Origin of the sequence: Massilia sp. PWRC2, assembly GCF_049896725.1 — a bacterium.
GTDB lineage: Bacteria > Pseudomonadota > Gammaproteobacteria > Burkholderiales > Burkholderiaceae_D > JAFCUW01.
Genome location: NZ_JAFCUW010000003.1, coordinates 218,909 through 242,521 on the forward strand (window position 1 = coordinate 218,909; position 23,613 = coordinate 242,521).

Consider the following 23,613-nt stretch of genomic DNA (forward strand, 5'->3'; position numbering starts at 1 on the left):
CCCACCGGCCGCCGTCGTCACCCGCTCTAACAACTGTGCGCAAGGATCTTTCGTGAAAATCATCGTCCTCGGTAGTGGCGTCATCGGCACCACCTCTGCTTACTACCTGGCCAAGGCCGGCCATCAAGTGACCGTCATCGACCGCCAGCCGGCGGCCGGCATGGAAACCAGTTTTGCCAACGCCGGCGAAGTCTCGCCCGGCTATTCGGCGCCATGGGCCGGCCCCGGGGTGCCGCTCAAGGCCATCAAGTGGCTGCTGATGCAGCACAGCCCGCTGGTGCTGCGGCCGGCGTTCGATGCCGACATGTGGCGCTGGATGCTGCAAATGCTGGGCAACTGCAACCAGAAAAGCTATGAAGTCAACAAGGGCCGCATGGTCCGTCTGGCCGAGTACTCGCGCGATTGCCTGGTGCAGCTGCGGGCCGACACCGGCATCGCCTACGATGAGCGCAGCAAGGGCACCCTGCAGCTGTTCCGCAACAACAAGCAGCTCGATGGCGCGGCTGGCGACATCGCCGTGCTGGACCAGTACAAGGTGCCTTACAGCCTGCTCGATGCGGCTGGCTGCGAACAGTACGAGCCGGCGCTGGCGCGGGTGCGCGGCAAATTCGTCGGCGGCTTGCAGCTGCCCGGCGACGAGACCGGTGACTGTTTTAAATTCACCCAGCGGCTGGCCGAACTGGCCAAGGGCCTGGGGGTGCAATTCAGGCAGGGCGTGACCATCGAGCGCTTGAACACGGTGGCCGACCGTCTCACCAGCGTGGTCACCTCGGCGGGCGAACTGACGGCCGATTCCTTCGTGCTGGCGCTGGGCAGCTATTCGCCGCTGCTGGCCAAGCAGCTCGGTATTCGCATTCCGGTCTACCCGGTCAAGGGCTATTCGATCACCGTGCCAGTGGCCGACGCCGCCGGCGCGCCCGAGTCGACGGTGATGGATGAAACCTTCAAGGTGGCGATCACCCGGCTGGGCGAGCGCATTCGCGTTGGTGGCACGGCGGAAATCGCCGGCTACGACCTCAGTTTGCGCCAGGCGCGCCGCGATACCCTCGAGCATTCGGTCAGCGATCTGTTCCCCGATGGCGGCGACCTGGCGCGCGGTGAATTCTGGTGCGGCTTGCGGCCGATGACGCCGGACGGCACCCCGGTGATTGGACCGACACCGTACCGCAACCTGTTTTTGAATACGGGCCATGGCACGCTGGGCTGGACCATGGCATGCGGTTCCGGACGCGTGCTGGCCGATCTGGTCAGCGGGCGGCAGCCGGAAATTGGACTGCAGGGGCTGTTCATGGACCGCTACAGTGGCGCCAACAAGCCGATTGTGGTGCCGGTGGGAGTGACGGCCTAGGGGGACTGGCGCCGCCGCCTGTCCCCATGATCACCACAACACGAATGGCGCAGCGGGGGCAGGCCGCGCCGCGTCAGGCTTGGCTGCGTCAGCCCCGCGTTAAACGTCCGCCAGCGGATCGTCCAGCGGATCGGTCGGCGCCGCTGCCGGAATCGTGTACTTTTCTTCCGCCCAGGCGCCCAGGTCAATCTGTTTGCAGCGCTCGGAGCAGAACGGCCGGTATTTGCTCGCTTCGGTCCATTCAACCTTGGCGGCGCAGGTAGGGCAAGAGACGACAGTCATGGTGGTCTTCATCGTTTAAAAATTGCACAGCGTGAGTTCGAACGGCACGTCGTCTTCCAGTGGCTTGGGCTTGAGGTCGCCGCCCTGGGTGGTGAAACGCACCCACAGCATGTATTTGTTGGCAGAAATTTCGGGAATCGCTCCACTCGTTTCATCGAGGGTCAGGCGCAGCATCTGGTAGACCTTGCCTTGCAACATCTGTTGGTAGCTGCCGGCGATGGCGATCATTTTAACGGGGCCGCCGGAATCGCGCAGCAGGCGCAGCACCAGGGCGAGGGCGTCGAACAGGGGCGCCAGCGGCGCAAACCAGGCGCTGATGTCGTCGTAGCGCTGCTGGGCCGGGCGTTGTTGCCAGGCGTGATAGGACGGCAAATCGAATTCGCAGGCGCCACCGGGAATGATGGTGCGCCCGCGGATGCTCATCAGCCATTCATTGTCGCGCACATTCTGGCCGGTCTTGCCCTGCGTGGCGACCAGGCTGGTGCTGACCGTTTCCAGTTCGGCCAGCACGGCGTCCAACATGTCGGCGGCGACGTTGGGATTCGAGCGGTAGCTCAACAGGCTTTGCTTTTGGCGTTCCAGTTCCTGCAGCAGGTCGGACTTGAGGTCGGCCCGTCCCGCCACTTCCAGCATGTCGAAGATAGTTGCCAGGGCGACATGATGCTGCATCGCATGTTCTTGTTGAACAAAGAACTTGAATTTCTCGTACAAATCTTCCAGCCGCAACAAGGTGCGTATGCGCTCATTGAACGGGTATTCGTAGACGATCAAAGTGACATCCCTTGTATGGTTGGCGGAGAAGTCTCATGATTCTGAGGCAAGCGCCCACAAATTACAAATAATGCATGGTTGATTCGCCTGCTCACTGCATTGTCGCTGAAATTTCCAGGTAGCGGGCGTGTAATGCATCGACCTGGGCCGGCAATGCGGCGGCGTCGCCGTCATTGTCGATGATGTCGTCGGCAGCGGCCAGCCGGGTGGCGCGGCTGACCTGGCTGGCCATGATGGCGCGTACCTGGGCTTCGGATAGACCGTTTCTGGCCATCACCCGCGCCACCTGGGTCGCTTCGCGGCAATCGACGGCGACGATGCGCGCCACCCGCTGGCGCCAGGCGCCCGATTCGATCAGCAGGGGCACCACGAAGACCACGTACAGGCCGCTGGCGGTGCTTGCCTCGGCTTCGGCAGCGGTGCGGATAAGGGGGTGCAGGATGGCTTCCAGGCGCTGTTTGGCCAGCGGGTCGGCAAACACCAGCTTGCGCATGGCAGCGCGGTCGAGGGCACCGTCGGCGCCTTCAAATTGCGCGCCGAAGGTGGCGACGATGGCGGCCATGGCGGCACCGCCCGGCGCCGTCATGGCGTGTGCAATGAGGTCGGTGTCGACCAGGGTGGCGCCGCGGGCGGCGAACAGATTGGCCACCGTGGTCTTGCCGCAGCCGATGCCGCCGGTCAGGCCGATGGTCAAAGGCGGCGGCCGTTGCATGGGGCTCAGCCGAAGTAGCGGTGCGAATAGGCGGCGATCGGCGCCCCCCACAGCAGGGCGATCATGCCGGCAGCGGCCAGGTACGGGCCGAATGGAATCGCCTTGTCGCGCGCGCGGCCGGCGCCGACGATCAGCACGATGCCAACCAGCGCACCGACCACCGACGAAATCAGGATGATCGCCGGCAGCGCCTGCCAGCCCATCCAGGCGCCCAGCGCGGCGAGCAGCTTGAAGTCGCCGTAACCCATGCCCTCCTTGCCGGTGAGCAGCTTGAACAGCCAGTAGATCGCCCACAGCACCAGGTAGCCGGCGGCGGCGCCCAGCACGGCGTCCTGCAGCGGCACGAAGGTGGCGTTGATGTTGAGCAGCAGGCCAAGCCACAGCAGCGGCAGGGTCAGATCGTCCGGCAGCAGCTGGGTGTCGACATCGATGCAGGTCAGTGCCACCAGCGTCCAGCCGAACACCAGCGCGGCCAGGCCGGCCCAGCCGCTGCCGAAATGCCAGACCAGGCCGGCCGACAGCAGCGCCGTCACCGCTTCAATGGCCGGGTAGCGCGCCGAAATCGGCGCCTTGCAATTGCTGCACTTGCCGCGCAGCGCCAGGTAACTCAGTACGGGGATGTTTTCCAGCGCCGTGATCTGGTGGCCGCAGTGGGGGCAGGCCGAGCGCGGCACCATCAAATTGAAGTTGTCCTGGTGCGGCAAGTCCTTGCCGCTTTCGTGGGCGACGTAATTGTCGGAGTCGCGCTGCATCATCTTTGGCAAGCGGTAGATGACGACGTTCAAAAAGCTGCCGATCAGCAGGCCGAAGACGGCGGCCATGACGGTGGCGACCAGGTCGCCTGGCGGGGCAAAAAACAGGGTTTCAGGAAGCATGGCGATCCGCAATTAAAAGGGTAACCGGTCGATGCGTGATGTTGCATCTCGGGAATGTCGCCAATCATAGACGGCCGCCGGCGCTTGCGCAACGCTGGCGGCGCGCTGGTGGGACGCAGATGCCTCGCAGGCACCATGCAGACACAAACCTGTGACGGTCGCGCCACTATTTTAATTTCTGGTCTTCCTGTTTGGCGTCTTCCATCGCTTCCGGCTCGAGCTCTTCGGCCGAGCGGTTCAGGTGGACAAACACGCCCCAGGCCGCCAGCATGAAGGCGACGGCGATCAGGATGCTGGCCGCGTACGGCAGCTGGGTCGGGTCTTCGTGCAGCGCCTTGAAGGTGGCCACCAGCCCTTCGAGGGCGAGGGCGACCACCACCACCACGAAAAAGCGCGACAGGAAGCGCCGCACGCGGGTCGGCGCGCTGATGTCGCTGTCGCGGATGACTTCTTCTTCGATGATGGTTTCGGCAATTTGCAGGGCCACCACGCCGGCCGCTAACAGACCCATCGCTTCGATGACGGCCAGCGCCGTGGCGTTGTCCATGCCGGCATTAAAGGCATCCCAGCCGACCCGCGCCGAAATGACGATCAACATGAGGGCGGCGAGGGCGAACAGCAGGGCCATCAAACTGTGGACGGCGCTGAACATAACGGTAAATATTTTCATGTTGCCATGTTGCCATACAACGGCGGCCGGCCGCGCACGATGCGCGCCGGCCGCCGCGGCCGAACTTACACCACCGAACCGAGCTTGAAGATCGGCAGATACATGGCAATCACCAGGCCGCCGATCAGCACGCCGAGAATCACCATGATCAACGGTTCCATCAGCGAGGCCAGGGCAGCGACCGCTTCGTCGACCTGTTCTTCGAAGAAGTCGGCAACCTTGCTCAGCATGGCATCGAGGGAACCCGATTCTTCACCGATGGAAACCATCTGGGTCACCATGTTCGGAAACACATTGGCGTTTTGCATGGCCGCCGTCAGGCTGGTACCGGTGCTCACTTCGCTCTGGATCTTGCGGGTCGCTTCCAGGTAGACGGCATTGCCGGCGGCCCCGCCCACCGAATCGAGCGCTTCGACCAGCGGCACGCCGGCGGCGAACATGGTGGCCAGGGTGCGGGTCCAGCGGGCGATCGCCGCCTTGCGGATGACGTCGCCAAAAATGGGCGCCTTCAGCAGCGTCACATCCATGAAACGCTGCACCTTGGGCGAGCGCTGCCAGGCCTGGAAAAAGAAGTATAGGCCGGCGCCGATGCCGCCGAAAATGGCCCACCACCAGGCGACAAAAAATTCGGAGATCGCCATCACCACCAGGGTCGGGGTGGGCAAGTCGGCGCCAAAGCTGGAAAACACTTGCTTGAAGGCGGGCACCACCCAGATCATGATGACGGCGGTGACGATGAAGGCGATCGCCAGGATCGAGATCGGATACATCAGCGCCGACTTGATCTTCGACTTGATGGCCAGCGTCTTTTCCTGATAAATGGCCAATCGGGTCAGCAGCTCTTCAAGAATACCGGCCTGTTCGCCGGCGCCCACCAGGTTGCAAAACAGCGGATCGAAATACAGCGGGTATTTGCGGAACGCATTGTTCAGGCTGGTACCGGTTTCGATGTCCGAGCGCAGATCCATGATCAGTTTCGACATCGAGGGATTGGCATGGCCCTTGCCGACGATATCGAACGATTGCAGCAGCGGCACCCCGGCCTTCATCATGGTGGCGAGCTGGCGGGTGAACAGGGCGATGTCCTTGCCGTTGACTTTTTTGCCGCTGCGATAGACCTTTTTCTTGATCTTGGTGACCATCACGCCCTGGCGGCGCAAGGTGACGTTGACCATCGCTTCGCCACCGGCGCGCAATTCGCCACGCACGGTTTTGCCGGACTTGTCTTTGCCTTCCCAGGCATAGACCGTTTCCTTCACTTGCAGTGTGGCGGCTTTGGAGGGGGATGTGGCCATCGGATTTCCTATTCGTTTGTACAACCGAGCACTTCTTCGAGGCTGGTCAGCCCCTGCTTCACTTTCATCAGACCCGAGCGGCGCAGCGATTTCACGCCTTCCGCCTCGGACTGGGCGGCAATCTCCATCGAGTTGCCGTGCGCCAGGATGATTTTTTCGATGGCCGGGGTGATCGGCATGATCTGGTAGATACCGACCCGTCCCTTGTAGCCGCCACCGAGGCAGCGTTCGCAGCCGACCGGGCCGTAGGGCTTCCAGTCGCCTTCCAGTTCTTCCGGCCGAAAGCCGGCCGCCAGCAAAATTTCGCGGCTCGTCTCGACCGGCTTCTTGCAGGTGCACAGGCGCCGCGTCAGGCGCTGGGCAGTGATCATGATGACTGACGAGGCGATATTAAACGGCGCCACGCCCATGTTCATCAGGCGCGTCAGAGTCGATGGCGCATCGTTGGTGTGCAGCGTGGAAAACACCATGTGGCCCGTTTGCGCCGCCTTGATGGCGATGTCGGCCGTCTCCAGGTCGCGGATCTCGCCGACCATGATGATGTCGGGATCCTGGCGCAGGAAAGATTTCAGGGCCACCGGGAAGGTCAGGCCGGCACGGTCATTGACGTTCACCTGGTTGACGCCCGGCAGGTTGATCTCGGCCGGATCTTCGGCCGTTGAAATATTGATGCCGGGCTTGTTGATGACGTTCAGGCAGGTGTACAGCGACACCGTTTTACCGGAACCGGTCGGCCCCGTCACCAGCACCATGCCGTAGGGCCGCTGGATCGCTTCCATCAGCAATTCTTTCTGGTCCGGATCGTAGCCCAGCGCATCGATGCCCATCTGCGCCTGGGTGGCGTCGAGAATGCGCATGACGGTCTTTTCGCCGAACAGGGTGGGCAGGGTCGAGACGCGAAAATCGATGGTCTTGACCGCTGACATCACCAGGCGCATGCGGCCATCCTGCGGCACCCGCTTTTCCGAAATGTCCAGCTTGGCCAGCACCTTGATGCGCGAGACCAGCTTGTCGCGGATGCTGATCGGCGGCTGCGCATGTTCGCGCAGCACGCCATCGATGCGCAGGCGGATCCGGTAAAACTTTTCAAATGGTTCGAAGTGGATGTCCGAGGCGCCCAGGTTAATGGCATCCATCAGGATCTTGTTGAGGAACTTGACGATCGGCGCGTCTTCGATGTCGTTGGTCTGGTCGACCACGGCTTCGCGCACATCATCGGCAAATTCAATTTCCTGGCCATCGCCGGCGAGGTCCGCCAGGCTTTGCTCAGCGCTCTTGCCCAGCACACCCAGCAGGGCCAGCAGGGTGTCGTGCGGCACGATCACCGGCTCGACCGACGCTTCGCTCTGGAACTTGATCTGGTCGAGCGCCTGGGTATTGGTGGGATCGGAGATCGCCACTGACATCTTGTTGCCGCGCTTGGCCAGCGCGATCACCCGCTGTGCCTGCATCAACTTGCCGTCGATGATGTTCGGCGGCAGCAGGGCGACGTTGAAGGTCGACAGGTCGAACAGCGGATAGCCAAAGGTTTCTGCACAAAACGCCGCCAGCCCGCGCGCATCGATCAAACCGCTGGTGACCAGGCTGTCGATGAACAGCACGCGGTCGGTGGCCGATTTCTTTTGCAGCGCGTCCGCCTGCGCCGCCGTCAGCTTGCCGGCCTGGGTCAGCGCGCGCGCCAGACCTGACATGGGCGTACCTTGCACGGTGGTGGGAAGGACTGCTGACATAAGTGGACGCTTGAAAAGTGGACGCTTGCAAAAAGCCCATTGACGATGTGCCAATGAAGCAAAAGGTGGTGAGATTGTGTGATGGATGATGCCTCTGGGCATCTTATTTGTAAAGCGTTTGTGCCAGGACGACGCGTGCTTACCACGTATCCATATCGGGATGATACTGACTGTGGCAATTACACCAAGCGTTTGCCCGTCGCCGGGCGTTTCAGCTTGATCACCTTGATGGCCTGGTCATGGACCTGGATCACTTCGATGACACAATGGGCCACCTTCAGGCTGATCGGCGAATCGGGAATGTCCTGCAGCAGCTCGAGCATCAAGCCGTTGAGGGTCTTGGGGCCGTCGAGGGGAAAGCCCAGACCGAGCCGTTTGTTGATATCGCGCAGTGGGGTCGAGCCTTCCAGCAGGCATTCGCCATTGGCATCCCAGCCAAAGCTGTCGCTGCGCGCAGCGCCCGGCACCGAGGTGGTAAATTCGCCGATCATTTCTTCGATAATGTCGTCGAGCGTGACCAGGCCCTGCACCTCGCCATATTCATCGACGATGATGCCGAGCCGTTCGCGGTTTTCCTGAAAATACTGCAGCTGGGTGAAGACGCCTGTTTCTTGCGGGATGAAATAGGCGGGCACCAGCAGGTCGCGGAAATGCGCCACCGTCAATTCATCGGCCTGGTTGAGCAGCGCCACCGCTTTGCGTACGTGCAAGATACCGACGATCTGGTTGATTTCGCCCTCGTAGACCGGCAGCTTGTTGTGGTAACAGGTGGTCAGTTCGCGCTTGATCTCATCGACGCCCAGCGCCAGGTTGAGCGCTTCGACCTGGGCGCGCGGGGTCATGATGTCTTCGACGGAGATGGTTTCCAGGTCGAACAGGTTGAGCAGGATGCTCTTGTGCTTCTGCGGAATGAAGTTGCCGCCCTCCAGCACGATCGAGCGCAATTCTTCGGGCGATACGCGGTGCTGGTGGATCTCTTTGCCGGTGCGGATGCGCAAGGTTTTAAGGACCAGGCGGACGAACAGGTTGACGAACCAGATCACCGGCTTGGCCACCGTCATCAAGGGGCGCAGCACGCGGCTGGCACCGAGCGCGATGGTTTCCGGGTAGGTGGCGCCGATAATTTTCGGCGAGATTTCGGCAAACACGATCAGCAGGAAGGCGACCACCGCGGTGGCGATACTGAGCACGCTTTCTTCGTGGCCGAAAAACAGGATGGCCAGTGCGGCGACCAGGGCGGTGGCCATGGCATTGAGCAGGGTATTGGCAATGAGTATTAACGAGAGCAGCTGGTCGGTGCGGTCGAGCAGCCACAGGGTGGTGATGGCCCCCCGGTGATGGCGTTTGGCCAGGTGGCGCAGGCGGTATTTGTTGGCCGCCATCAGGGCCGTTTCGGCCATGGCAAAAAACGCCGAGCACAGGATCAGCACGACAAGCGCGAGCACGAGCGCCCAGAGGGGAACAGTGTTCAAGAAATGACTAACATGGTGTGGCGCGACCGGGGGCCCGGCGGGAAGCGCGGCGTTGAAACGCTGCCGCAGAGCGCTCGATTCTAAGGCAGTCGCGCCAGCCTTGCAAGTTTGACCAGTGTTTGCCGTGCGCGCCCGTCGTTTAGCGCAGCGCCAGCGCCGCTGCCGGCGCTGCAGCGTCGCTCAGTTTGAATACCGCCAGCGCCGCCGACAGCTGGCTGGTCTGCTCCGACAGCGACTCGGCCGCCGCCGACGCTTCTTCCACCAGCGCCGAATTTTGCTGGGTCATCTGGTCGATGCTGGCGATGGCGTGACCGACGTATTCGATGCCGGCATTCTGTTCGAAGCTGGCAGTGCTGATTTCGACCATGATGTCGGCCACTTTCTTTACCGAGGCGACGATCTGGTCCATCGTGGTGCCGGCCTGGTCGACCAGAATGGCGCCGGCATCGACCTTGGCCACCGAGTCGCCGATCAACTGCTTGATTTCTTTGGCGGCGCTGGCCGAGCGCTGCGCCAGGTTGCGCACTTCGGAGGCGACCACGGCAAAACCGCGTCCCTGCTCGCCCGCACGGGCCGCTTCGACGGCCGCATTGAGGGCCAGGATATTGGTCTGGAAAGCAATCCCATCGATGACGGCGATGATGTCGACGATTTTCTTGGCCGAATCGTGGATCGCGCCCATGGTACTGACCACGCCGGAGACCACCTGGCCGCCGCGGGTGGCGATCGACGAGGCATCGACCACCAGCGCATTGGCCTGGTTGGCGTGGGCGGTGTTTTGGCGCACCGTGGTGGTGAGCTTTTCCATGGCGCGGCTGGTCTGGTCGAGGCTGCCTGCCTGCGATTCGGTGCGGGCCGCCAGGTCGGCATTGCCGGAAGCGATTTCGGCGCTGGCGGTCTGGATGGTGTCGGCCGACAGCTTGATGTCACCCATCAGCTGGGCCAGCTTGGCGCGCATGTCCTTGAGGGCCGATAGCATGCTGGTGCGGTCGTTGGCATCGGTGACGATTTCCATCGACAGGTCGCCGTCGGCGACGGCGCGGGCGATCTGGCGCGCATACTCGGGCTCACCGCCGAGCTGCTGCCAGATGGCACGCACCACGAACCACGACACCAGCACCAGGCTGGCCACCACGATCAACGCCGCCAGCACCATTGCACTGACCACGCTGCGCACGCTCGCTTCGCTGTGGGCGATGCCGTTCTTGAACTGGGCCTGGGCGGCGCTATTGGTCTTGGCCAGGTCGCCATTAAGGGTGGCCAGGGTGCTTTGCATGCGCGCCACGGTCGCTTGCGGATCGCCCTGTTCCATTTCCAGCATGATCTTGGCCGCCCCCAGTGCAGGAGCGAAATAGGCGTCGAATTCTTGCCGCAGGCGGCTGGCGGTGGCGGCCTGGCCGTCCAGTTTGCCCAGCTCGGCGAGCTTGCTGCGTAATTTGTTGGCTTGCTCGCCGACGGCGGCGATACGGCTTTTGTCACCTTCGCTGACGGCGTCGCGCAGGGTGTCGGCGACGGCGCTGACGTCGAGCGTGGTCGACTTGACCAGGTCGAGGACCGGATAATCGACTTGTTCGGTGGTGCGGATCGAGTGCAGTGCACCGGTGGCGATATAGGCGCTGACGGCGATGCCGAGGCCAAAAATAATGGTCGAAATAAGCGGTAAAGCCCAGATCCTGCGCTTGATGTTCATCGTGTTCCCGAGATTAAACAGGCTGTCCCTGCGCGCCTGGCGCCGGGACTACCCGATGTTGCGATGTGCTGTTGCTTGCTGAAAAAATCAAGGCGCCGTCAACACCACTTTGACGGTGGCGTCGACCGCCCCTTTTTCGATGTAGCCGATGGCTTTCGGATCGGCTGCCACCGCCTTCTTCACTTCGGCGCTGCCAGCGACTTCTTTCGGCGGCGTTGCCTTGCCGGTAAACACCAGCTTGGACCACAGCGATTTGGCCTGGGCGGCATCCTTGTCCGCCACTTTTTTGTAGAACTCGTTGCGCAGCGCATTGCCGTCGGGCTGGTCGATGGGCGTCATCGCCGTCGATTTGCCGAGGAAGAACTGGGCGACCTGTTCATTGCTCATCGTTGTTGCCGGGCTCTTGGCGCCCACCACCGCCACCACTTCGGCGCCGGCCGAGCCAATCGACAGGGCCAGCAGGCCACCAACAACAGCGTGTGTTACCTTCAGATACAGAGTCGTCATCGCGCTCTCCTTAAAATACAAAGTCGAGGGCGACCGCACCGACGGTCAGCGGACCACTAAAGCCGGGCTGGGCTTTGATAAGCAGGCCAACGCCGTCGCGCGGACGGACCCGGTCGATCTGCGCCTTGAGCGCCACCGATGGGGCAAAATCCCAGCGTACGCCGAGCGTGTCGGTGCTCTGGTTGGCGGCGGCAGAGAGCGTCTCGACGCCAGCTGACAGCACCCGCAAGGTAGGGGTACAAGCGGCCGGGTAGCCGGGTGGGCAGGCTGCCGGCACGGTATTGCTGACGCGGCCGACCGCCTTGGCATCGGCGTGGTTGTAATAGGGCAGGAACTTGCCGACCCGGTAGCCGACCATGGTGTACCAGGAATTGGTGTTGTTGACATAGCTGTCGGTCTTGCGCTTCGCGTATTCGCTCTGCACCACCAGGCCCTTCCAGTCGAGCGTCGCGCCCACCGAAGTGAACGAGGCTTTTTTCTTTTTCAGGCTCAACGCATCGGCCAGTGGCGCCAGCGTGGTCAAGCCGTAGCCGGCGCCGGTGGCGCGCAAGCCCCCGAGCAGGCTGTTCAGGGAAGTCGAATCCTGCAGGTCGAGATTGCCATCGGCGCGGCCGAAGCGCAACGTGACGGGACCGTTTTCCGCCACCAGGTTCAAGGCCGTCAGGCTGCTGCCATCGACGTGCACGATGGCGCTGCTGCTGGTGGCGATGGTGTTGCGGGTGCGGCCGATGCCGAACTGGGCCGACAGGCTGGTGTTGCCAACGCTTTCCTGCCAGGTGGCATCGATGCCATCGAAACTGTTCAGCGGCACCTGGGTGTACACCTCGGCCGGCGGGCGCAGCATGGTGTTGGCGTAACCGACGTTGCGGTAGTCGGAAATCAGGAACACCGGCAAGCCCATGCGGCCGACCCGCAGCGACAGCTTGTCGTTGACCTTGGCCTTCAGGAAAGCCCAGGCCAGTTCAGCGCCGAAGTCATCTTCGCCATCCTTGCGCACCAGCCCCTGCACGGTGGCCGACAGCCAGCTGTTGAGGGTGCTGTTCGCTTGCACGCCGAAATTCGAATCGACGCCGGTGCGCGCGCTTTTGGTGGCACCAGCGGACTGGTTGGGCCGGATGAATTGCGCGGCGTCGCTATTGGTTTGTGTCACAGCCAGCGTGCCGTAGCCGCTAATTGTTACAGGAGGAAAGATTTGGCTGTCTTGCGCATACGCCGCCGAGACGGCCAGCGGCAGGGTCAAAGCGGCAATGATGAATTGTTTGGTCATGAGGGTGCCTGTAGCATGAAGCAACATTTTAGAAAATCCGCGGGGATGGATAGAAACGAGCGCCCGGGCTGGGGGGCGAATGTGAGTACCTGACGCTATTGTAAAAACGGCGCAGGGATGCCGCAAGGAAATAGTTGCTTTAGATAAACTTATGACAAGCTTGCGCCCATTTTCTGTTGTTTTTGCGAAACTTTATGTGGATAATATTTTCGTATATTTAACAGTTTTTGAAATTCACAAATTTAATGTTTAATGATTTTTACGAATTTCCAAGCGCGCCGTTCGATCATTTAGCTGCCGCGGTAGGTCGAATACGACCAGGGGGTGACGACCAGCGGCACGTGGTAATTCTGGCTGGGGTCGCTGATGCCGAAGGCCAGGGTGACCTTGTCGACGAAGCGGGGCGTCGGCAGGTCGACGCCGTGGGCGGCGAAATAATCGCCGGCAAAAAACACCAGTTCATACTGGCCGGCGCGCATGGTGTCGCCTTCGAGCAGCGCTGTGGCGCAGCGGCCATCGGCATTCGTCACATCGTGCTTGAGCAGGCGCCGCTCACTGGCGCTGCAGGCGTACAGTTCGATGCGCACGCCCGCGCCCGGGATGCCGCGCGCGGTGTCGAGGACGTGTGTGCTCAGTTTGCTCATGGTGTTTTCCTGTCTTGATAATGAGGCGATGGCCGGTGGGCTGCCAGCCATTATATGATGGGCCATTGGGTTTTTTTACCACCACCACTGCACCACGATGAACACCTACGACAACTACCCGCGCGACCTGATCGGCTACGGCCGCAACCCGCCCCATGCGCGCTGGCCCGGTCAGGCCCGCATCGCCGTGCAATTTGTCCTCAATTACGAAGAGGGCGGCGAAAACAATGTCTTGCACGGGGATGCCGCCTCGGAAACCTTCCTCTCGGAGATCATCGGCGCCCAGGCTTTTCCGATGCGCCATATGAGCATGGAATCGCTGTACGAATACGGTTCGCGGGCGGGATTGTGGCGCCTGCTGCGCATGTTCGAGGCGCGCCAGATGCCACTGACCGTGTTCGGCGTCGCCATGGCCTTGCAGCGCAACCCCGAGGCGGTGGCGGCGTTTCGCCAGCTGGGTCACGAAATTGCCTGTCATGGCCTGAAGTGGATTTCGTATCAAAACGCCGACATCGACCTCGAGCGCGCCCACATGGCCGAAGCGGTGCAGATCCTGCGCGACCTGACCGGGCAGGCACCGCTGGGCTGGTATACCGGGCGCGATTCGCCCAACACGCGCGCGCTGGTGGTCGAGCACGGCGGCTTTGCCTATGATGCCGACCACTACGGCGACGATCTGCCGTTTTATGCACCGCTGACCGGCGCCGGTGGCAGCCACGCGCACCTGGTGGTGCCTTACACTCTCGACGCCAACGATATGCGTTTTGCCGCCATGCAGGGTTTTAATTCGGGCACGCAGTTTTTTGACTACCTCAAGGATTCCTTCGACACCCTCTACGCCGAGGGCGATCCCGCCGGTCTCGACCGGCCGAAGATGCTGTCGGTGGGCTTGCACTGCCGCATCGTCGGGCGGCCCGGACGGGCGGCGGCGCTGGCGCGCTTTCTCGATTATGTGCAGGCGCATGAGAAAGTCTGGGTGGCGCGCCGCATCGATATCGCCGAGCACTGGCGCGCGCAGCACCCGCCAGCCTGAGCGGGCCGGCGCGGGATCTGCGCATTATGTGCATATGAATATAAGCGACATCGGCGATTGTATATAACGGGCAGGGCTGCCGGTGGTACTCTGGCACACTGGGATACCAACGAGGCGAGCATGTCCGATCCGATCCGTTTTTATTTTCAGGGCGCCGTGCGCGAACTGCATGACGTCGCGCCGACCCGCACCGTGCTGCAGCATCTGCGTGAAGATCTGCATTGCACCGGCACCAAGGAAGGCTGCGCCGAAGGCGATTGCGGCGCCTGCACGGTGGTACTCGGTTCGCTCGAAGGGGGCGAGCTGGCCATGAAGGCGGTCAACGCCTGCATCGCCTTCGTCCCCACCCTCGACGGCAAGGCCCTGTTCACGGTGGAAGACGTCGCCCAGGCCGACGGCAGCCTGCACCCGGTGCAGCAGGCGCTGGTCGAATGCCATGCGTCCCAGTGCGGCTTTTGCACGCCGGGCTTTGTGATGTCGCTGTGGGGCATGTACTTAAAACAGCAAGGTCGCCCGCCCAGCCGCTGCCAGATCGACGACACCCTGTCCGGCAACCTGTGCCGCTGCACCGGCTACCGCCCGATTATCGACGCCGCCGTGCGCATGGGAGAGCTGCCGCCGGTGGCGTTCGACCGCGCCGCCCTGGCTACCCGGCTGGCCGGCCTGCAGCGCAGCAGCATGGCCATCCACGAGGGCGGCGGCGCGCGCTTTTTCGCCCCGCGCACGCTTGCGGAACTGTGCCAGCTGCGCGCCGCCCACCCGCAGGCGCTGCTGCTGGCCGGCTCCACCGACATCGGCCTGTGGGTGACCAAGCAGCTGCGCCAGATCGGCGACATCATTTATCTGGGCCATGTGGACGCCTTAAAGACCATCCACCAAGCCGATGGCGTACTCGAAATCGGCGCCGGCGCCACCCTCGAAGCGGCCTACGCCGCCCTCTGCCAGCAGTATGGCGAGCAGCTCGGCGCGATGTGGCAGCGCTTCGCCTCGCTGCCGATCCGCCAGGCCGGCACCCTCGGTGGCAACGTCGCCAATGGCTCGCCGATCGGCGACTCGATGCCGTGGCTGATCGCGCTGGGCGCCCAGCTGGTGCTGGGAAGCGGCGCCGGCCAGCGCGTGCTGGCGCTGGAAGATTTTTATCTGGGATACCAGCACAAGGATTTGCAGGCTGGCGAATTCGTGCAGGCGCTGCGGGTGCCGCTAGCGCGGCCGGCGGTCCGGTTTCGCACCTATAAACTGGCCAAGCGCTTCGACCAGGACATCTCGGCCGTGTGCGCCGCCTTCGCCTTTGAACTCGACGGCGACGTCATCAAAGGGGCGCGGATTGCCTTTGGCGGCATGGCGGCGACGCCGCGGCGCGCCAGCCGCACCGAAGCATTCTTGACGGGACAAGCGTGGAGCGCAGCGACCGTCAAGGCGGCCATGGCGCTGCTGGCGGACGATTACACGCCGCTGTCGGACGTGCGCGCATCGAGCGCGTACCGCATGAAGACAGCGCAAAACCTGCTGCGCCGCTTCTGGTTCGAAACGCGGCGCGAGGCGCCCCTGGCAGCGGGCGCCGTCAATGCGTTTGAACACGGGGAGGCGGCATGAATGACGGCGCCCATCCCCCCGTGCAGAGCGTCCATGCTGTCGACACGGCGGCGCCGTGGCGCGCCGTCGGCGTCGCCCGCGTCCACGAATCGGCCCACCTGCACGTACTCGGCCAGGCCACCTACACCGACGATATCGCCGAAGTGCAGGGCACCTTGCACGGCGCCCTCGGCCTGTCGGCGCGCGCCCATGCGCGCATTGGCGCCATCGATCTCGCTCGCGTGCGCGCCGCCGCCGGCGTGGTCGGCGTGTTTGCCGCCGACGATATCCCTGGCCTGAACGACTGCGGTCCCATCATCAACGACGATCCTATCTTCGCTGACGGCGTCGTCATGTATGTGGGCCAGCCCATCTTCCTGGTCGTCGCGCACAGCCACGACCAGGCGCGCCGCGCCGCCCGCCTGGCCGACATCGTGTATGAACAGTTACCGGCCATCCTGACGCCGCAGGCAGCGCGCGCGGCCGGCTCCTTCGTGTTGCCGCCGATGCGCTTGACGCGCGGCGATTACCAAAGCGCGTTCGACGCCGCCCCCCATCGCGTCGAAGGCCAGCTTTACGTGGGCGGTCAGGAACAGTTTTATCTGGAAGGGCAGATCGCCTACGCCATCCCGAAAGAAGACCAGGGCATGCTGGTGCTGGCCTCGACCCAGCACCCCAGCGAAATGCAGCACGTCGTCGCCCACGCGCTCGGCCTGCACTCGAACCACATCACGGTCGAATGCCGCCGCATGGGTGGCGGCTTTGGTGGCAAGGAGTCGCAATCGGCGCTGTGGTGTGCGGCTGCTGCCATCGGCGCATTCCGCCTCAGGCGCCCCGTTAAACTGCGCGCCGACCGCGACGACGACATGCTCGTCACCGGCAAGCGCCACTGCTTTTATTATGAATACGCGGTCGGCTACGACGACGATGGCCGCATCTGCGGCGCCAGGGTCGACATGGTCACCCGCGCCGGTTATTCGGCCGACCTGTCAGGCCCCGTCGCCACGCGCGCCGTCTGCCACTTCGACAATACCTATTATTTGTCCGACGTCGACATCCGCGCCGCCTGCGGCCGTACCAACACGCAGTCCAATACCGCCTTTCGCGGCTTCGGCGGCCCGCAGGGCGCCATCGCCATCGAATACATCATCGATGAAATCGCCCGTAAGCTCGGGCGCGATGCGCTGGCCATCCGCCGCCGCAATTTTTACGGCGACACTGAGCGCAACGTCACGCCGTATGGCCAGACCGTGGTCGACAACGTCATCGGCAAACTGGTCGACCAGCTCGAAGCGAGCAGCAGTTATCAGGCCCGCCGCAGCGCCATCGCCGCCTTCAATGCCGGCAGCCCGCTCCTCAAAAAGGGCTTGGCGCTCACCCCCGTCAAGTTCGGCATCGCCTTTAATGTCACCCACCTGAACCAGGCTGGCGCGCTGGTGCACGTGTATGTAGACGGTTCCATCCTGGTCAACCACGGCGGCACCGAGATGGGACAGGGCATCAACACCAAGGTGATGCAGGTGGTCGCCCAGGAGCTGGGGGTCGACATGGCGCACGTGCGCGCCACCGCCACCGACACCAGCAAGGTCGCCAATACCTCGGCCACCGCGGCGTCCACCGGCGCTGACCTCAATGGCAAGGCGGCGCAGGACGCTGCCCGCCAGATCCGCCTGCGCCTGGCCGATTTTGCTGCCAGCCGCTACGGCGGCAGCGCCGAACAGGTGCGCTTCGCCGCCGACCAGGTCGACGTCAACGGCCAGCAGATCGCCTTCGCCGCCCTGGTGCAGCAAGCGTATCTGGCGCGCGTGCAGCTATGGTCGGATGGCTTTTATGCCACCCCCGGCCTGCACTGGGACGCCGCCACCATGAGTGGCAAGCCGTTTTCGTATTTCGCTTACGGCGCCGCGGTGGCTGAAGTGATCGTCGACACCCTCACCGGCGAATGGAAACTGCTGCGTGCCGATGTGCTCTATGACGCCGGCAAGTCGCTCAATCCCGCCATCGATATCGGCCAGGTCGAAGGCGCTTTTATTCAGGGCATGGGCTGGCTGACCACCGAGGAGCTGCGCTGGGACGCTGGCGGCAAGCTGCTCACCCACGCACCGTCGACGTATAAAATTCCCGCCGTGTCCGACTGCCCGGACGATTTTCGGGTGGCGCTGTTCGACAACCGCAATGTCACTGACAGCATCCACCGTTCGAAAGCGGTGGGCGAGCCGCCATTGCTGCTGCCGTTTTCTGTCTTCTTCGCCATCCGCGACGCCATTTCGGCCGTTGGCGGCCACACTGCCCACCCACCGCTGAATGCGCCGGCCACCAGCGAAGAAATTTTGAAAGCGATCGAGGCGGTCGAAGCGGCCGTCGCCCGCTCTAGCGCAGTGTCATGATCGACGAATGGATGCTCGCCGCCAGCACCAGCGCCGTGCTGGTGACGGTGGCGATCGCCGAAGGCTCGGTACCGAGAGAGGCGGGCGCGCGCATGGTGGTGGTAGCGGCGGCGGCGGCGGCGCCCACGCTGGCCGGCACCATCGGCGGCGGCCACCTCGAGCTGCGCGCCATCGAGATCGCGCGCCAGATGCTCGCCGAAGGCTGCGCATACCACCTCGAACGCTTCGCGCTGGGCCCCAGTCTCGGTCAGTGCTGCGGCGGCGTGGTGCACCTGGCGTTTGAGCTGCTCGACCCTGCCGCCGCGCAGCTGCTGGCGGGGCGCCGCTGGCGCGACAGCTGGCGTGTGCTGGCGCTCGATCCGGTTGCACGGCCTGCTGCTGCTCCTGCTCCCGCCGCTGCGCTGTTCGACGAGCACGGCGCGCTGCTGTGCGGCGACGCCATCGCCTTTGACCGCCAGCGCGGCAGCCACGTGATGGTGCGCGAAGGGCGCCGCTATCTGGTCGCCAAGGTGGCGGCGCCGCCCCATCACGTGATGCTGTTTGGCGCCGGCCACGTGGGCGCGGCACTGGTGGCGGCGCTGGCGCCGCTGCCATGCACCGTCACCTGGATCGACCAGCGCGCCGACCTGTTCCCCACTGGCCTGCCTGACAATGTGCAGGTCGAAGCCACCGATGCGCCCGAAGACCTGGTGGCGAGCGCGCCAAACGATGCCAGCTACCTGGTGATGACCCATTCGCATGCGCTCGACCAGCGCCTGTGCGAAGCGATCCTGGCGCGCCAGCAGGTTCGCTGGCTTGGCCTGATCGGTTCGCACACCAAGCGCGCCCAGTTCGAGCACCGCCTGCGCGCGCGCGGCTTCGATGACGCGCGCATCGACGCCATGGCGTGTCCGATCGGCCTGCCCGGCATCAGCGGCAAGCAACCCGCCGTGATCGCCGCCGCCGTCGTCGCCCAGCTGCTGCTGCGCTGGCATGCGGCAGGCAACACCTGAATTGATTTATATAGAATTGAAAGAATCACCCGATGTCCACTGCACCAATCGCCCAGCAGGCCTATCGCGCCAGTGTGCTGCACTTTCATGCCGATCCGGCGTTTTTTGAAGATGCTTACCGCTGGTATGCCGATGGCCTGTTGATCGTCGCTGGCGGCGTCATCGTCGCCGCCGGCGATTACGCCAGCCTGGCTGCCAGCCTGGCCGACGACACCGCGGTCATCGATTATCGGGGCAAGATCATCTGCCCCGGCTTCATCGATACCCACATCCACTTCCCGCAGACTGACATGATCGCCTCCCCCGCGCCCGGTCTGCTGCCGTGGCTCGACACCTACACCTTTCCCACCGAGCGCCAGTTCGACGACCCCCAGCACGGCGCCGCGGTGGCCGAGTTCTTTCTCGATCAGCTCATGCGCAGCGGCACCACCACAGCCATGGTCTACTGCACCGTGCACAAGGCGTCGGTCGATGCCTTCTTTGGTGCCAGCCAGGCGCGCGGCTTGCGCATGGTGGCCGGCAAGGTGCTGATGGACCGCCATTGCCCCGATTTTTTGGCCGATACCGCCGAGGGCGGCGTGCGCGACAGCGAAGAGCTGATCCGCCGCTGGCATGGGCGCGGCCGTTCCCACTACGCCATCACGCCGCGGTTCGCCCCCACTTCCAGCCCGGCGCAACTGGCGCTGGCCGGTGAGCTGGCGCGCGCCTATCCGGATACCTATATCCAGACCCACGTGGCGGAAAACTGCGACGAGTGCAACTGGGTCAGTTCCCTGTTCCCGGCGGCGCGCAGCTACCTCGATGTGTACGACCAGGCTGGCCTGGTGCGCGAGCGCGCCATGTTCGGCCACTGCATCTGGCTCGACGACGACGACTTTTCGCGGCTGGCCGCCAGCGGCGCGGCGGCGGCCGTCTGCCCCACCTCCAACCTGTTCCTCGGCAGCGGGCTGTTCGACTTCGAGCGTGCCGATGCCAGGGGCGTGCTGCTGTCGCTGGCCTCCGATGTGGGTGCCGGCACGGCATTTTGCATGCTGCAAACGATGAATGAAGCGTACAAGGTGGCGCGCATGAAGGGTAGCTATCTGTCGGCGCTGCGCATGTTTTATCTGGCCACCCTGGGGGCGGCGCGCGCCATGCGGCTCGAAGGGCGCATCGGCAATTTCGCGGCCGGGGTCGATGCCGACTTCATTGTGCTCGATCCGGCCGCCACGCCCTTGCTGGCGCGTCGCACAGGCGGCTGCGAGAAAATCGAAGAATTGCTGTTTGCGCTGGCCATGCTGGGCGATGATCGCGCCATTGCGGCCACCTATGCGGGGGGCAGGCTGCAGTGGCAGCGCGCCTAAGTACTCGCCAGTAAATTATTGTGATTTCTAGCTGCCATAAACGGCGCGCTGCTGCGTTGCTCACCGCTAGCAATGCCCGCATTGCGTCGCGGCGAGCGCCTTGCATCGCATCCATTTCTGTTCGCTATCAATCCACAATAATTTCCCGGCGAGTACTTAGTGTGGTCAGTGCAGAATTGGGACTGGCGTGCAGTTGCCTGTCCCGCTGTTAATCTGCCCGACGGCAAAACTACGCCAGCGTATGAATCAGCTCCAGCAGCTTGCCCTGATCGAGCGGCTTGTTCAAATACGCGGTGGCGCCCTGCCGCAGCGCCCACACGCGGTCCGAATCCATGTCCTTGGCGGTGAGCAAAATCACCGGAATATGCCAGGTCGCTTCATCCTTGGTGATGGCGCGGGTGGCCTGAAAGCCGTTTAGGCCGGGCATGACGATGTCCATCACGATCAGGTCAGGCAGTTCCCGCCTGGCCTTGTCGACCGCTTCGAGGCCATCGCTGGCGGTGATCACCGTATGGCCTTCGGCCGTCAGCAGCGCCTGCAGCAGCAAGCGCTGCGACGGCGAATCGTCGACCACCAGAATTTTTTGGCGGCTCATGGCGGCGCCGCTTTGGCGGCGCGTTCTGGCGGCTGATAGCGCCAGTAAAACGCGTGTGGCTGCATGGAAAACTCAGCCTGCAACTGCTTGCAGATGATCGACTCGGCCAGGTACAGCGCTTTCAGGTTGGTGGTGCGGGCCAGCGTGATGTACACCCGCAGGGTGCGCGTCTGCGATGAGTTATGCAGTTCCATGGCCGTCACGTCCATTTCCATGGCGCGCAATTTTTGCTTGATGTGGCTCGCCATTTCGCCGCTGACAGCCTTAAACAGCGCCGGACTGAGAAACCTTGGCTTGGTCATGGCCCCCTTAGCGGAAACATACTGCGTGTCGACAGCGCACGGGCTGCCGATGGTGCTGTCGACGATGGTCGGCGGCCCGTCATTGCCAATCCGCCATGAAGGCGATACAGTAGCCGCGCAATCATCGTTCACTGTATTGTTTACCACCTTGTTCCCCGCGTCTACCATCCACCGAGAGATTTTGCATGTTCCTACGCTCGCCCGCCGCCCTGGCCCTGACCCTCGTTGCCACCCTGGCAGCGAGCACCGTGCACGCCAAGGGGCCCGTCAACGGCAACCAGGCGGCCACCGCCCGCTATTTTGCGCAACTCGTCGGTGGCGCCGATGCCCAGCAGTCGGCGCTGACCATGTTCTTTACGCAAATGCCAAAGGGCGGCGACTTGCACCACCATTATTCGGGTGCGCTGTATGCCGAGCAATATGTCGACTTCCTCGACAAGCAGGGCCTGTGCGTCAACAAGGTGAGCTACCGCATCGAGACCGACCGCAAGCTGATCGATGCCGAGCGCGCCCTGCCGGCCGCCCAGCGCAGCTGCCTGTCGACGGCCGAACTGTATGCCGATGACCAGACTTACCGCGAAGTGCTGCAGCGCTGGTCGAGCAAGGATTTTAATAACCACGGCGCCATCCAGAGCCCGCCGGACCGCCAGTTCTTCCAGACTTTCGGCTACTTCGGCCCGGTCTCGAACGCCAATTTTGCCGAAGGCTTGCAAACTCTCAAGCAGCGTGCCATCCTGGAAAACGTCAGCTATATCGAAACCATGTTCAAGCTGGCACCGTTCAAGGGCGACGCCGCCTTCGACAGCGCCGCCTGGCAGGCGGGCGACGACGCCGCTGTTGACGCCGTGCTGCGCCGCCAGCAGGCTGCGCTCGAGCAGGATGGCGCTTTTACGGCCAGCATCAACGATTACGTCGCCAAAATAGAAACGGCCGCCAGCGGCATCGACGACGCCAACTTCACCATGCGCTACCAGGCCTATGTGTTGCGCCTGCTGGCGCCGTCGCAAGTGTTTTCTTCGATGGTGGCTGGCTTCAAGGCGGCCAGCCAGAGCCCGCTGATCGTGGGCGTCAACATCGTCGGCCAGGAAAGCCAGATGGTGTCGATGCGCGACTATGCGCTGCACATGAAAATGTTCCGTTTCCTGAAACGCCAGTATCCGGACGTCAAGGTAGCGCTGCACGCCGGCGAGCTGGCGCTGGGCGACGTGCCGCCGGAAGGCTTGCGTTTTCATATTGATGATGCTGTCAACGTCGGCATGGCGGACCGCATCGGCCATGGCATCGACCTCGCCCACGAGAAAAACGTGGTGGCGCTGTTGCAAAAAATGAAGCAGGCGAACATCGCCGTCGAGATCAATTTGACCAGCAACGGTTTTATTAACGGCATCAGCGGCGCCGACCATCCGGTCACCCTGTACCGCCGCTTTGGCGTGCCGTTTGTCATCTCGACCGACGATGCCGGCGTCACCCGCCACGACCTGTCGCACGAATACACGCTGTTCGCCAGCCGCTACCGGCCCGATTATGCCGAAGTCAAACGGCTGTCGTATGCAAGTATTCACTATGCCTTTTTGCCGGCAAAACAGCGCGCCCGCCTGACCGTCGAACTCGATGGCCGCTTTGCCCGTTTCGAAGCGGCTATCGCCGCCCTCAACGCCAACGCGGTGCGAAGTACTCGCAGCCGTTAATTCTTTCTCTGCAATTGCCCCTGGCACGCGACCGCGTGGCCAGGGCGCGTCATTTGCGCATGCCAAATAGTCATCTTTGTGGTCATTGCGCTACACAAATTGGGCAAGCTTGATTCCTTCGACAATTTTGCAGTCGAAAGGATTTCTATGCAGAACGGCTCACTTATAATCGCCTCCATCGCCTGCCGGGCATGCCAGTGTGACTGAGGTCATGGCGGTCTGTTTTCCCTGTATTTATAGGAAATATGTCTCAATGACGAAGGGAAAACGTATTTGTCGGACCTGGGTCGTTCATGCATAGTTGCCTAGTAGAAGCACAAAAAGACAACACTTTTCAACAAACAGTATCGATGTCATGAAGATGACATATGCGTCGTACAAGCTGGCGCCCGCCGCTGATATTGTCACAAATAATTAGTCTGTATGGACGGCGGCGCC

Annotated in this window: 21 protein-coding genes; 7 read left to right on the forward strand and 14 right to left on the reverse strand. The window is 63.0% G+C overall.

Annotated features, from left to right (window positions below; genetic code table 11):
- The first annotated feature begins 52 nt into the window (after positions 1-52).
- Positions 53-1,348: a D-amino acid dehydrogenase gene (locus tag ACP7BZ_RS08695; protein ID WP_426112102.1), complete on the forward strand. Its 1,296-nt coding sequence runs from the start codon at positions 53-55 to the stop codon at positions 1,346-1,348.
- Between the two features lie 99 nt (positions 1,349-1,447).
- Here ACP7BZ_RS08695 and yacG read toward each other — a convergent pair whose 3' ends face one another.
- The 12 genes from yacG to uraH all read right to left on the reverse strand — a co-directional run bounded on the left by yacG (position 1,448) and on the right by uraH (position 13,263).
- Positions 1,448-1,630 (reverse strand): DNA gyrase inhibitor YacG, encoded by a 183-nt coding sequence (yacG, locus tag ACP7BZ_RS08700; protein ID WP_426112104.1) that lies wholly within the window; start codon positions 1,628-1,630, stop codon positions 1,448-1,450.
- Positions 1,631-1,645: 15 nt separating this feature from the next.
- Positions 1,646-2,401, reverse strand: coding sequence for a cell division protein ZapD (zapD, locus tag ACP7BZ_RS08705; protein WP_426112106.1), 756 nt, complete (start codon positions 2,399-2,401; stop codon positions 1,646-1,648).
- Positions 2,402-2,492: 91 nt separating this feature from the next.
- Positions 2,493-3,113 carry a dephospho-CoA kinase gene (coaE, locus tag ACP7BZ_RS08710; protein WP_426112108.1) on the reverse strand — a complete coding sequence of 207 codons (621 nt, stop codon included), beginning with the start codon at positions 3,111-3,113 and terminating at the stop codon, positions 2,493-2,495.
- 5 nt (positions 3,114-3,118) lie between these two features.
- Entirely contained in the window at positions 3,119-3,988 is an 870-nt protein-coding gene (locus tag ACP7BZ_RS08715) for a prepilin peptidase (RefSeq protein ID WP_426112110.1), read from the reverse strand.
- 166 nt (positions 3,989-4,154) lie between these two features.
- On the reverse strand, positions 4,155-4,658 hold the full coding sequence (locus ACP7BZ_RS08720; protein ID WP_426112112.1) for a hypothetical protein: 504 nt from the start codon (positions 4,656-4,658) through the stop codon (positions 4,155-4,157).
- Between the two features lie 65 nt (positions 4,659-4,723).
- Positions 4,724-5,953 carry a type II secretion system F family protein gene (locus ACP7BZ_RS08725; protein WP_426112114.1) on the reverse strand — a complete coding sequence of 410 codons (1,230 nt, stop codon included), beginning with the start codon at positions 5,951-5,953 and terminating at the stop codon, positions 4,724-4,726.
- Positions 5,954-5,961: 8 nt separating this feature from the next.
- Positions 5,962-7,683, reverse strand: coding sequence for a type IV-A pilus assembly ATPase PilB (pilB, locus tag ACP7BZ_RS08730; protein WP_426112116.1), 1,722 nt, complete (start codon positions 7,681-7,683; stop codon positions 5,962-5,964).
- Between the two features lie 179 nt (positions 7,684-7,862).
- Positions 7,863-9,155: an HlyC/CorC family transporter gene (locus ACP7BZ_RS08735; protein WP_426112118.1), complete on the reverse strand. Its 1,293-nt coding sequence runs from the start codon at positions 9,153-9,155 to the stop codon at positions 7,863-7,865.
- Between the two features lie 139 nt (positions 9,156-9,294).
- Entirely contained in the window at positions 9,295-10,845 is a 1,551-nt protein-coding gene (locus ACP7BZ_RS08740) for a methyl-accepting chemotaxis protein (protein ID WP_426112120.1), read from the reverse strand.
- An 87-nt stretch (positions 10,846-10,932) separates the two neighbouring features.
- Entirely contained in the window at positions 10,933-11,352 is a 420-nt protein-coding gene (locus ACP7BZ_RS08745) for a hypothetical protein (protein WP_426112122.1), read from the reverse strand.
- A gap of 10 nt (positions 11,353-11,362) precedes the next feature.
- Complete coding sequence (locus tag ACP7BZ_RS08750; RefSeq protein WP_426112124.1) at positions 11,363-12,619, reverse strand: hypothetical protein; 1,257 nt, start codon at positions 12,617-12,619, stop codon at positions 11,363-11,365.
- Positions 12,620-12,909: 290 nt separating this feature from the next.
- Entirely contained in the window at positions 12,910-13,263 is a 354-nt protein-coding gene (uraH, locus tag ACP7BZ_RS08755; RefSeq protein WP_426112126.1) for a hydroxyisourate hydrolase, read from the reverse strand.
- Between the two features lie 97 nt (positions 13,264-13,360).
- Here uraH and puuE point away from each other — a divergent pair, with 97 nt between their 5' ends.
- The 5 genes from puuE to guaD all read left to right on the forward strand — a co-directional run bounded on the left by puuE (position 13,361) and on the right by guaD (position 20,590).
- Positions 13,361-14,296 (forward strand): allantoinase PuuE, encoded by a 936-nt coding sequence (gene puuE, locus ACP7BZ_RS08760; RefSeq protein ID WP_426112128.1) that lies wholly within the window; start codon positions 13,361-13,363, stop codon positions 14,294-14,296.
- Between the two features lie 120 nt (positions 14,297-14,416).
- A complete protein-coding gene (gene xdhA / locus ACP7BZ_RS08765) occupies positions 14,417-15,889 on the forward strand; it encodes a xanthine dehydrogenase small subunit (RefSeq protein ID WP_426112130.1) in 1,473 nt (490 codons plus the stop codon).
- Positions 15,886-18,255, forward strand: coding sequence for a xanthine dehydrogenase molybdopterin binding subunit (xdhB, locus tag ACP7BZ_RS08770; protein WP_426112132.1), 2,370 nt, complete (start codon positions 15,886-15,888; stop codon positions 18,253-18,255). The genes xdhA and xdhB overlap by 4 nt, the downstream gene beginning before the upstream one ends.
- On the forward strand, positions 18,252-19,247 hold the full coding sequence (gene xdhC / locus ACP7BZ_RS08775) for a xanthine dehydrogenase accessory protein XdhC (RefSeq protein WP_426112134.1): 996 nt from the start codon (positions 18,252-18,254) through the stop codon (positions 19,245-19,247). The genes xdhB and xdhC overlap by 4 nt, the downstream gene beginning before the upstream one ends.
- A 32-nt stretch (positions 19,248-19,279) precedes the next feature.
- Positions 19,280-20,590, forward strand: a complete 1,311-nt coding sequence (gene guaD / locus ACP7BZ_RS08780; RefSeq protein ID WP_426112136.1) for a guanine deaminase — start codon at positions 19,280-19,282, stop codon at positions 20,588-20,590.
- Between the two features lie 229 nt (positions 20,591-20,819).
- Here the strand turns inward: guaD and ACP7BZ_RS08785 are convergent, their stop codons facing one another.
- Both ACP7BZ_RS08785 and ACP7BZ_RS08790 read right to left on the reverse strand, forming a co-directional pair.
- Positions 20,820-21,185, reverse strand: coding sequence for a response regulator (locus ACP7BZ_RS08785; RefSeq protein ID WP_426112138.1), 366 nt, complete (start codon positions 21,183-21,185; stop codon positions 20,820-20,822).
- Positions 21,182-21,487: a hypothetical protein gene (locus tag ACP7BZ_RS08790; protein ID WP_426112140.1), complete on the reverse strand. Its 306-nt coding sequence runs from the start codon at positions 21,485-21,487 to the stop codon at positions 21,182-21,184. Before ACP7BZ_RS08790 ends, ACP7BZ_RS08785 begins: the two co-directional genes overlap by 4 nt.
- Before the next feature lie 185 nt (positions 21,488-21,672).
- Between ACP7BZ_RS08790 and ACP7BZ_RS08795 the strand changes: the two genes are divergently transcribed.
- Complete coding sequence (locus ACP7BZ_RS08795) at positions 21,673-23,175, forward strand: adenosine deaminase (protein ID WP_426112142.1); 1,503 nt, start codon at positions 21,673-21,675, stop codon at positions 23,173-23,175.
- Positions 23,176-23,613: the final 438 nt, after the last annotated feature.